Source organism: Paraburkholderia sp. GAS42, from assembly GCF_050436565.1.
Lineage (GTDB): Bacteria > Pseudomonadota > Gammaproteobacteria > Burkholderiales > Burkholderiaceae > Paraburkholderia.
This window is the reverse complement of sequence record NZ_JBNDML010000051.1, coordinates 1-9536: the sequence shown is the minus strand read 5'-3', so window position 1 is coordinate 9536 and position 9536 is coordinate 1. Positions and strand designations below refer to the sequence as shown.

At 59.3% G+C, this 9536-nt stretch carries 9 protein-coding genes and 1 pseudogene; 6 read left to right on the top strand and 4 right to left on the bottom strand.

Features of this window, described 5'->3' with window-relative positions; translation table 11 throughout:
* Positions 1-460: 460 nt before the first annotated feature.
* Both P3T16_RS34475 and P3T16_RS34470 read right to left on the bottom strand, forming a co-directional pair.
* Positions 461-763 carry a hypothetical protein gene (locus P3T16_RS34475; RefSeq protein WP_429258988.1) on the bottom strand — a complete coding sequence of 101 codons (303 nt, stop codon included), beginning with the start codon at positions 761-763 and terminating at the stop codon, positions 461-463.
* 1251 nt (positions 764-2014) lie between these two features.
* Positions 2015-2314, bottom strand: coding sequence for a hypothetical protein (locus P3T16_RS34470; RefSeq protein WP_429258987.1), 300 nt, complete (start codon positions 2312-2314; stop codon positions 2015-2017).
* Between the two features lie 361 nt (positions 2315-2675).
* Here P3T16_RS34470 and P3T16_RS34465 point away from each other — a divergent pair, with 361 nt between their 5' ends.
* From P3T16_RS34465 to P3T16_RS34440, 6 genes are all read left to right on the top strand, one after another.
* Entirely contained in the window at positions 2676-3062 is a 387-nt protein-coding gene (locus tag P3T16_RS34465) for a phage protein NinX family protein (RefSeq protein ID WP_429258986.1), read from the top strand.
* An 818-nt stretch (positions 3063-3880) separates the two neighbouring features.
* Entirely contained in the window at positions 3881-4600 is a 720-nt protein-coding gene (locus tag P3T16_RS34460; RefSeq protein WP_429345618.1) for a Crp/Fnr family transcriptional regulator, read from the top strand.
* Positions 4601-4667: 67 nt separating this feature from the next.
* Positions 4668-5108, top strand: coding sequence for an ester cyclase (locus P3T16_RS34455; RefSeq protein ID WP_429345617.1), 441 nt, complete (start codon positions 4668-4670; stop codon positions 5106-5108).
* 111 nt (positions 5109-5219) lie between these two features.
* Positions 5220-7193 carry an AI-2E family transporter gene (locus tag P3T16_RS34450; protein WP_429345616.1) on the top strand — a complete coding sequence of 658 codons (1974 nt, stop codon included), beginning with the start codon at positions 5220-5222 and terminating at the stop codon, positions 7191-7193.
* A 203-nt stretch (positions 7194-7396) separates the two neighbouring features.
* A complete protein-coding gene (locus P3T16_RS34445; RefSeq protein WP_429258982.1) occupies positions 7397-7702 on the top strand; it encodes a hypothetical protein in 306 nt (101 codons plus the stop codon).
* Between the two features lie 143 nt (positions 7703-7845).
* Positions 7846-8028, top strand: a complete 183-nt coding sequence (locus tag P3T16_RS34440; protein WP_429345615.1) for a hypothetical protein — start codon at positions 7846-7848, stop codon at positions 8026-8028.
* Between the two features lie 428 nt (positions 8029-8456).
* Here P3T16_RS34440 and P3T16_RS34435 read toward each other — a convergent pair whose 3' ends face one another.
* Both P3T16_RS34435 and P3T16_RS34430 read right to left on the bottom strand, forming a co-directional pair.
* Positions 8457-9056 (bottom strand): plasmid pRiA4b ORF-3 family protein, encoded by a 600-nt coding sequence (locus P3T16_RS34435; RefSeq protein WP_093647883.1) that lies wholly within the window; start codon positions 9054-9056, stop codon positions 8457-8459.
* A gap of 131 nt (positions 9057-9187) precedes the next feature.
* Positions 9188-9448: pseudogene (locus P3T16_RS34430) on the bottom strand (transposase domain-containing protein); the annotation flags it as partial.
* Between the last annotated feature and the right edge of the window lie 88 nt (positions 9449-9536).

Genomic DNA, 9536 nt, shown 5'->3' with positions numbered 1-9536 from the left:
CGTTTGCCATGATGGCCTCCCGGAAAAGGAAACGGCCCGATCAGCGTAAGCCGATCGGACCGTTTCGGTCAGGCTGACCATCTCATTAAGCCAGGGCGGAGGAAGCTCTGGCTGAGCGGCTTCAGCCGGTCGCAAGGACCAGCAGAAGCCGGGGGCGGCCACTGCGCCTGAGAGCGCCGCAGCCGATTACAGACTAATGCGGTTTTGTTGTCCGTTAAATTGATGTTTACCGTTATCGGGTCCGCTTGGACCTGATGATCAGACCTGCGGCGCCACTAGCGGGCCGTAGGAGGTCTGACGCTGCCGGTTTCGGCCAGACATTGGTTGCCCGCAGAAATTGTGGACGACCGCAGGCCAGATGGGTGATGTTCCTTTCCTGATCGTGCAGCGATCTGCTGGCTTACGAATTGGGCAAGCGGGTCATTGAGGTGAAATTCCAGGTTGCTTTCCGGAAAGGCTGTCAGCAGTAGGTGGCCTTCGCGCGGGCGGCGGCCAGTTCGGCATCGTATTTCGACGGTGGGTATTGCGCCGCGTCAAGCGCGCCACGCGCCGAGACCAGGGCCGCGCGCAGCGAGCGCCGATGCAGCGCGCCTCTCGCGGCATTCACACGCAGGCACTCGAGCGGTCCAAGCAGCCCGTCCGCCTTCAGACTCGCCTCGACCTCGTTGACCACGGTGAATGCCGAGGTCAGCTGACCACCCTGACCACGGGCGAGCAACACCCCATGCAGGAAATCAATTCTCTGGTAATGATCCTCATACATAACCGTCCTTTCTGGTCTTCGCGCATGTGTATCTGTAGTACATTTTCTGGCGAAATGTTGCATTGATGTGTGCGCCAGGCAAGATAACTCCGCCCGGAAACCGGCAGGCCCATGCGGCATTGGGAATCCCCGCCACCCGGACGGGCTTTGGGCAGGGACGCCTTCCTGATTCACTGCTGCTTGATGGCATTCCGCAAGCAAGCCCCGGTGGTTGAATCCATTCGATATTGGAGACGTCTCCGTTTTTGTTGGCAGACGTTTGAATGAACGCGCGAATCCTCCCGAAGCAGAACTGCGCCGAACAAAAGCCCGCCATCGGGACGGACTACATAAGCGCCGTGCGGGAACTACACCGTACGAACCGCATTTACGACAGCTTACTAGACAACGTCAAGCAGCACGGCCGGTCAGCGTCAACGGTTTTGCTTCGCAGAATAAAAAGAAGGGGGCTCGCCATCCATTCTTTGGCGTTTCTTCGAGCCTTCGCCTGACCCGACAACACTTCGCGCTCAACCCTCCCGCTTTGCAACGGCTTGGCGGCCGTCATTGGTCGCTCTCAGGGGGCAGCGCTGCAGCTGACGCGTCTCTCAGCCCGTCGGCGGACTGCGTCCACTATCGTACAAACAGAGTTGACGGGTCGCGATATGATGCTTTCGAGGGTTGACAGCAAGCCCTCGGAACGAGCCGCTAAGGTCGCCGCCAGCTTCCGGCGACCTATCGCATAGTCCAGGGAGGCGAGATGCTCAGGTTGGTGCTGTGGGCCATATTTGCCGTGCCGGTTTTCCTGGTTGGGCAGCTTGTCGTATTAGCCCTGCTTCTCATCATCGTAATTCTGAACTGCTTCGATAGGCTCACCGCACCGCACGTTAAGCGGATCTCCGGTGCCTCCGCGAAGGAGTGACGCCGCGAGAGATTTGTGCGCCATCTCGCGCCACGGGCAATATGCCGCCGTTGTCTATGCGGTGGAGGGATTGAGGTGGCGCTTAAATCTGGCCGATGAACGCGCCCACTACCCACTACCGTACAAACAGCTTTGTTGCACTGGCAGCATGATTGTTTTCAGAGCCGACAGCGGCTCTCGAGACGTGCGTTCAGGCCGCCATCAACGCTTCGATGAGCGACATTTTTGTACAGCAAGGCAGCACGAAAACGAACCCTTCTGGCGCGCTTTCTGGCTAAGACCGGCTCTGCCTCGCGGCGACGCGCGTCACTAAAGCGACGACCAATCAGGGCGAGCCTTCGTCCCCAGGTTCAGACCGGCTGGAAAAAGTGGATGCCAACGTTTCGCAAAATGCAGGAGCGGAGGGATTGACGACGACCGTCCCGGGCATCCAGAAACGCCTGCGCGCTGTTGTGAATGATCGGCACCGCACCACGAATGCCAGAGACAGGTACTTCTATGTCCGCAATCAATACACCGTACGGCTCGGTCGATGCCGACATGTTGCGAATCGTGCTGGGTAGTCTGCGCTCGTGATTTCCCTCCCGGCAGGCACGCGCATCTGGATCGCCGCGGGCGTCACCGATATGCGACGTTGTGATCGAGCCCATTTGATGCGTTAGTAGCGCACGTCCGGTTCGATGAGCGGGATGTGGAAACGGGGCTACGGTGAGGTTATTGGGGCACCGCCAGACGAAAGGGGCGGCAACAGACACACTCAACCTACCGCTACCGCGCCACATCCGCTCGAGCGCGACGAGTTCCGTCCGGCTACCGCCGATTGGCAGGCATACTGGCTGTGCGGCGAGTGCGACTGTAGGGTAAACGCTGAAGACGACGAGTTTGAAGTGCCGGTTTTGAAGTGCCTATATTGGCTGAAACGAGGGATTCCGCAGACCAGGAAGCTGCAGATCGACGATGACGGGCTAACGGGGAATTGACGCGCCGCCGGAAGGCAGGCTAGGAGGGACCATGAAGGTTGCTGAGCTGGAGGGAGTCCTATTGGACTACTGGGTAGCACGAGCGGAAGATCTACTTCATCCGCATATCGACGATGGGCTATGTTGGGTGGAAGAGCCTGCTTGCGATGGTGACCCAGCGGGCGCCTTAGACACAGCGTTCTCTCCTGCGAGCGATTGGGCCGTTGGCGGCCCGATCATCGAGCGTGAAGACTACTGCCTACCCCGCGTCAACACAAATGTCGGCACACTGCACCACGGCGGTTACGCAGCATCCACACCGGCTGGTTTTTGCTTCTATGGAAAAACGCCGCTGATCGCCGCCATGCGTGCCTGCGTTGCAGACAAGTTCGGCGAGGAAGTGCCTGACGAGGCGACGACCGGGACTAAGCCGGAATAGTCTGCCCCGCCACAATCTTCTCCAGAGCCGCCTTGGTGCTTGCGTACCCGTCACTGAACAACCGCTGCCGGATCTCGATCGGCATGTTGCGATCGAGAGAGCTGGCATACCCCGTCGGCCCGCGCACGATTGTCACGCCGTCCTTCGTGTAGCACGATTTTTCTGCGTTCGGGCGACCGGAGGTGATGATGAAAAGCCGGCCAGGCAAACGGGCACGCCAAAGATTGCGTCGAGCCCCTTGGCGGGAACTGAGGCCGCCTAAAGTGCCCGTGTCGGCGGTCAACGAAGTAGGCGAAAACGAACAGCGCCGCGATAGCCAACGGCACCATTACTGAGAAAGCGAACCTTCACACAATGAGGCGTCCACCAGCAGAAGTATGTCGATTACGGAAGTTCGCCATCGGACCGGGTTCGGCCATGAACTGCCAATCGGCTCTGCCGGCAGTCGGACGTATGGGCGACTGCTTTCGCCTGGACGAGTGAGGAGGACAACCGCGTCCAGTTCCTTTCTCTGACGCCACAGGGAAGACGGGTTCTACCCTAACTCGCCACGATTGCCGATGAAAACGACGAACACTTCTTTGGCGCTCTGGATCCTGACGAGCAGACCACGCTTCGAAGCCCCTGTCCAGCAAGCTCACAGATGTTCATCGGATAGCGGCTCGTTTATCTAACGGACTGACGTCGGACCGATACCGTACAGACACCCCCTGCCGGACGTGAGAGGCTTTTCAACATCCTCGTACACCCGTAATTCAGGTGTCACTTTCGATGAATCAGGTGTCCGCTGCGGTTGACAGGTTGAAGAGGAGTGGCAAATGGAAAATGATCTTCATCCCACGGAGAATCGGCTACTGGGCCTTCTTCCCGAAACGGAGTTGGCGCGTCTGAAAACGCAGCTGGTTCCGGTCGAGATGACGCCGGGATTTGTCGTGTACGAGGCTGGGGAACACCTCGACCACGTTTATTTTCCGACGACATCAATAGTTTCACTACGGCAGACGATGCCGGACGGCAAATCAGCAGAAATAGCGGTCGTTGGCAACGATGGCCTGGTTGGCACCGAGCTTTTTATGGGTGACGAAACAACGACGAATACAGCGGTCGTGCAAACCCCGGGCGAGGCATACCGACTGAGCGCACCGATCCTGAAGGAAGAGTTTCGTCAGGCAGGCGTGATGCAGTGGCTGTTGCTACGCTACACGCTGGCGCTGTTCGCGCAGATCGCCCAGACGGTTGTTTGCAACCAGTACCACTCGACAGACCAGCGACTGTGCCGGTGGTTGCTGCTCGGTATTGACCGCCTGCCCTCGGACGAGCCAAAGGTATCGCCCGAACTGCTGGCCAACGCGCTTTGCCTCCGACGAGCCAGCACCAGGAAAGCCCTCGGGCAACTGGAGGACGCCGGTGTGATCCGGTGCGGCGACAGTTATATCGAGGTGCTGGACAGGCGGAGTCTGGAAAACCGTGCGTGCGAGTGCTATCGGGTTGTGAAACGCGAACTCGACCGATTGCTCCCCGATCTGGCTGCGCCATAGAGAGAACGGACTTGCAATAGAGTGAGTGCAGTCTTTTCTATCCGACGCCGTCGGAAAAGGGGGCATTATGGAAACGACGAACAACGCCGCACACGCTGCGATGCGGGAAACCGTTGACCTGTTGTACCGGGCTTTCGCGCATAAGGATATTTCCCTTCTTCGCAAGGTTGTGACGCCTGACTGGCAGTACATCCCGGAGTCTCCTGGACAGTTGCCGGGTCCGGACAAGATGATTCCAGTGTTTACGGATCTGTCGTCGGCGCTGCCTGACATGGAGATCAAGATTCTGGATGTCCTGATCCACGACCCCAAGGTAGCAGTGCGCGCGGAGGTCACTGGCACGCAGTCCGGGCCGCTCATGGGCATTGCTGCGACGTCAAAGCCGCTCCATTTCGCGATTCACTCGTTCCACGAGTTCCGCGATGGGCGGATCGCGAAAACGTGGCACCTGGAGGACTGGTTAAGTGTTTTTCGCCAGCTAGGGGAATTGCCTCCAAGGCTGTCCTGAGACGGCGCAATGGCGACGGGGGCGGGTACGGATGCTTAACGCACGGCTCGGCCTCTCCACTGATCCGACACCACCCACGAGAACCGACGGTATTGAGACCACGAGTCCACGATGTCCGAATCCATGGAACGGCGCCCCGCGAGATCTGCGGCGCATGTCGAGCCCCCTGAGACTCCCAGCCTGCAGGGTTTGATTACGCTCGCCGTCGGCGTGACGATCGTCGTAGCCCTCTATTTTGGGCGAGAGGTCCTTATACCGATCACGCTTGCCATTCTGCTCAGCTTCCTGGTTGCCCCTCTGGCCGATTTTCTGGGTCGCTTCAGACTCGGCCACGTGGCTTCGGTTCTCGTTGCGGTAATGATGTCGCTCTCGGTGATCGTCCTGCTGGGAGGCGTAATCGCTACCCAGATGACGGATCTCGCAGCCGGCATCCCTCGCTATCAGGCGACCATCGAAAAGAAGGTCGACGTCGTGCATGGCATGACGATCGGAACACTGAATCGTCTGGCGGAAGCAGCCGGCCACGCGTTCCGGGGAGCCACCGGTGAAGAGCCGAAAGCGACTCGCGGGAGCACTTCTGGCCACTCCGACGCTCAACCGTCCGCAGCAATTCCAGTCGAAGTGCGAGAGCCAGTGCTGACACCGTTTCAGCTGGCGCGGCGGGTGGTGTCTCCTGTCATTAGCCCACTCGCGACGACGTTCGTCGTATTCATCGTGACCATTGTCATTCTGCTGCAGCGTGACGATCTTCGGGACCGGGCAATTCGATTGTTTGGTTCGAGAGATCTGCATCGGACCACCACCGCGATGGACGAAGCCGCGCGGCGCCTCAGCCGGTATTTTGTTTCGCAACTCGGCGTAAACGCGGGCGTGGGCGTCGCTATCGGGACGGGCCTGTTCTTCATTGGGGTACCCAGCCCGATGCTGTGGGGCATTCTGGCTGCTCTGTTGCGACTCGTCCCCTACGTTGGAATATGGATTTCCGCTCTTCTGGCTACCACACTCGCTGCGGCAGTCAGTCCGGAGTGGTCGATGGCGATCTGGTCAGTGATCCTTTTCGCGACCGTCGAACTTCTGGTCGGTCAGGTCGTCGAACCGATGTTATATGGCCACAGTACCGGCCTTTCACCGTTCTCGGTTGTCGTATCCGCGATTTTCTGGAGCTGGATATGGGGGCCAATCGGACTCATCCTCTCCACGCCGCTGACGCTCTGTCTCCTTGTCCTCGGCCGCCACGTTGCGCGCCTCGAATTTCTTGACGTATTGCTGGGTGACCAGCCTGCGCTTACTCCGGTCGAAAATTTTTACCAGCGGGCGCTGGCCGGCGATCCGGATGAAGCACTCGAGCAAGCCGAGGTACTGCTACGCGACCGCTCGCTCTCCTCTTACTACGATGAAGTCGCCCTCAAGGCATTGCAGCTTGCAGCCATTGATGTATTGCGAGGCGGCGTAACCGCCACGCAACTGGCGCGAATCGGGACCACAGTGAGCGACCTGGTCGAAGGTCTGGAGGGCTTTGAGGACGTTGACCCCACTGCGGCAGAATCGGGCGGCAACTGGGGCGCGTTGGCGTTCGCCGGCGCCGAACAAAAGGTATTGCCGCAACCGGCTCCGTTTGTTCTATCTCCGGGTGTGGAAACCCTCTTGGCGCGGCGCGCGGCGAATCAGGTCCTTTGCATAGCGGGAAGGGGACCGCTCGACGAGTTGGCGTCGAGCATTCTCGTCCAACTGCTCGGAAAGCATGCGCTCGATTGCCGCGTGATCTCCCATGATGAGGCGTCACGCGCCCGGATCGGCAGCCTGGATGTCGCCGCCGCGACGACGGTGTGTATCTTTTATCTGAACATTGATGGCATCCCGTCGCACCTGCGCTATCTTCTGCGACGGGTGCGCCAGCGCTTGCCGGAAGCAGCCATCGTCGTGGGGCTCTGGCCGACAGGCGATACGGATCAGTGGAGCGAAGATCTCCAGAGCGCGATCGGCGCTGACTGCTATGCCACTTCGGTTCGGGAGATGGTTGACGCGTGCCTCGACAATCCGGCCACGGAGGACGCGCGTTCCGAGGCTTTGAATGAAGAGTGTTGACCGGTACCGTACAGACATATGCATTGTGTACGTGAGAACCTGTTCACCAGGGTCCCGTCATGTCTGGACGGTCGCTATGCGAAGACGCGACTGCGATTCACTGCCGGGATGAAAACGTCCCGGCTTCGACAGATGAGGCCCGCTAGCCGTACACGATATCTGGATCAGACGATCCGGATCTTCGTTGCGGAAAGGAGCCTGTGATGAAACCTGCCGAACAGAGGTCCGCCAACGCCGCCCCCAGTGATGCAGTAAGCCGGTGCATCGCCGCCACCCCGGTGGATGGCGACTACGAGGACGTTGCACCGCTGCCGCACGAGACCGACCAGTCTGTGGAATCACAACATGAAGAAGGTACGCGCGATGTTGGACGGCAGGCGCATAAGGACCTGTCGCGCGGCCTGACCGATACCGACCGGCGCGGTGGCGATGCGTATCAGCAACGCACACAGAATAATGCGAATGCCAACACGCAGACTCCCAAACTCCGTGCCACGCGCAAACGTTAGGCGTTTGCATGTGCGTGCGCCGGTACTCGCAGCTGAGCATGTGCCGCGCCCGCCCACCGCATTGCCCGGTTCTGCCATTGAATCGCGCCATGCTCATCAATCCGGGACGTCATCGTCCCACGTACTCACTACCGGAGGCGACTATGCGCACCCAGAGTCGAGAGCAACATCCAAACGGCGACAAGACCGAACACAACGTTGACGAAGCTGTCGAGGACACTTTTCCTGCTAGCGACCCGCCCTCGATCGGTGGCGTGACGAAAATCCGCTCCGAATCCGATCAAAAGAAATCACACGGGAAGCACTTGCGAGTCAAGGCCGGATAACGGCAACCGCTCACTTATTGCGCGTTGCAAGGATGGCAGCAAGCCCAGGGAGGATAACCCGATGAGCGGTCGCTTCGCTGCCATGACGCGCGTGGGCCTCCACTGTCTCGGAGGCCCGACTGCAACTACGCCATTGGCTGAACCCGGGACAGGTTCGCCAGACGGCTGAGCATCCACTGCAGGTAGCGCAATGGGTTCGGCGCGCAATTGCGAGCTACACCGCATGCTGGTTCAGCCAGAGCCGGCCCGCAGCGGTCATATTGATGTCACCATAGCTGTGCGACTCGTATGCAAGCCCGAGCGTCAATAGCTCCACCGCCACCGGGCGCAGTGTCTGCGCTTGTGGATCTGGAATTCGGTCAAGCGTAAGCGCTAGTTAAAGCACACTGGATCGTCAGATGCGGCGGAGAACAGGGGTTCAAGCCTGTCTACTTTTTGCCCCAGTTGTTCCACGCCATGCGCAGCAGCGTCGCATTGGCCGCCCGTCGGTCGAACAGTTCGGCATCGAAGTCGTCTCCCGCCCATGTTCTGTACCGCGTCGCTTCGTCGCCATCTGGGTCGACGCTTAGAACGCGCAACATCTCTGCATATCCGTACGTGCCACCCACGTCCTCGGGCGGACAGGCACGTTCTCCAGCACCAATCCACGCCTCGCTGTGCGGCTCATGGTCCGTTTGAGTGACTTCTTCCACGTGAATGTCATGATGCCAGTCATCGCCAAAGTCATATCGATAGAGGAACCGGTGTCCCGGGTATGCAAGCCGGTATAACCGCGCCTTGCGGTCATCCAGCATTTCGGGATCTTCAGCAAACAGATCGAGCATGTTGTCGTTGTCGCCCATCGCGTAAGTCCGCCCGTCGATCTCAAAGTCATGCAAATGCGAGTCAGTCCACCCAAAGGCGGCTTGCAGGATGTGATGCAGCTTGCGCAAGGTGATGTTGCCGTCGACGTGGATCCGTCGCCAGACGGGCGGTTCGATGTCACGGATCTGCGCGTGAAGTGTGTAGATGGTGTAGGACTTGGTCATGGATTCGTGCAAAGCATCGTATTGGACGCAGACAGAATTCGATTATCGCCTGGCGTCGCAATCGACTGCGCCTGCCGTGCTGCGTGTCGGGACCTATGCTGTGCGCTGTCCGGAAACCGACACGAATCGCGTCAAGCGGATGTTCGCGTCGAAGTGAGTCGCATCGCGAAGTTGAACGGCAGAAGATCGGTGATGTCTGCTTCGGGCGGCCTTTGCGGCAGCTCGGTGAGCACATGCAAGAGATATGCATAAGGTTCGACGTTGCACGCCCGGCACGTGAGCATCAGGCTGTAGATCATGGCGCTCGCCTTCGCACCGGCGACCGTGTCGGCAAAGAGCCAGGCCTTTCTCCCTGTGCAGAAGGGGCGGATGTCGCGCTCGATCACGTTATGCCGACTTCCGGATTATGTCGCGTCAAGGGTGCGGAGGGCCTTCCTCATGCCCTTTTGTGATTGCTGAGTCGGCATAATCCGTATGATT

Excerpts from the sequence above, each read along its gene's own strand:
- P3T16_RS34475 (WP_429258988.1), bottom strand. The coding sequence starts at position 763 with ATGTATGAGGATCATTACCAGAGAATTGATTTCCTGCATGGGGTGTTG.
- P3T16_RS34470 (WP_429258987.1), bottom strand. The coding sequence starts at position 2,314 with ATGGGCTCGATCACAACGTCGCATATCGGTGACGCCCGCGGCGATCCA.
- P3T16_RS34465 (WP_429258986.1), top strand. The coding sequence starts at position 2,676 with ATGAAGGTTGCTGAGCTGGAGGGAGTCCTATTGGACTACTGGGTAGCA.
- P3T16_RS34460 (WP_429345618.1), top strand. The coding sequence starts at position 3,881 with ATGGAAAATGATCTTCATCCCACGGAGAATCGGCTACTGGGCCTTCTT.
- P3T16_RS34455 (WP_429345617.1), top strand. The coding sequence starts at position 4,668 with ATGGAAACGACGAACAACGCCGCACACGCTGCGATGCGGGAAACCGTT.
- P3T16_RS34450 (WP_429345616.1), top strand. The coding sequence starts at position 5,220 with ATGTCCGAATCCATGGAACGGCGCCCCGCGAGATCTGCGGCGCATGTC.
- P3T16_RS34445 (WP_429258982.1), top strand. The coding sequence starts at position 7,397 with ATGAAACCTGCCGAACAGAGGTCCGCCAACGCCGCCCCCAGTGATGCA.
- P3T16_RS34440 (WP_429345615.1), top strand. The coding sequence starts at position 7,846 with ATGCGCACCCAGAGTCGAGAGCAACATCCAAACGGCGACAAGACCGAA.
- P3T16_RS34435 (WP_093647883.1), bottom strand. The coding sequence starts at position 9,056 with ATGACCAAGTCCTACACCATCTACACACTTCACGCGCAGATCCGTGAC.